At 67.7% G+C, this 282-nt stretch carries 1 protein-coding gene; it reads left to right on the top strand.

Annotated features, from left to right (window positions below; translation table 11 throughout):
- Positions 1-282: alkaline phosphatase family protein (locus SM754_RS20200; RefSeq protein ID WP_323677934.1), on the top strand; the 282-nt coding region annotated here is incomplete at both ends.

The following is a 282-nucleotide window of genomic DNA, read 5'->3' as shown; positions in this document are numbered from 1 at the left end:
CGACAGGTTACGCGGTGACGACGCGCCACGCGTCGCCTTCTTCGGTATCGACGGTGTGCCGTACAGCCTCGTCACCGACAACGAGGACGTGTTCCCGAACCTCAACGAGATCGCCCGCGAGGGCAGTGCCGCGGCGATAGAGAGCATCGTGCCGCCGGAGTCCAGCGCGTGCTGGCCGTCGCTGACCACCGGCGTCAACCCGGGCGAGACGGGCGTCTACGGCTTCCAGGACCGAGAGACGGGCACCTACGACACGTACGTCCCGATGGGCGACGACGTGCA

Source organism: Halorubellus amylolyticus, from assembly GCF_034808145.1.
Classification (GTDB): domain Archaea; phylum Halobacteriota; class Halobacteria; order Halobacteriales; family Natrialbaceae; genus Halorubellus.
The sequence above is the reverse complement of the archived record's forward strand: the minus strand, read 5'-3'. Positions and strand labels throughout refer to the sequence as shown.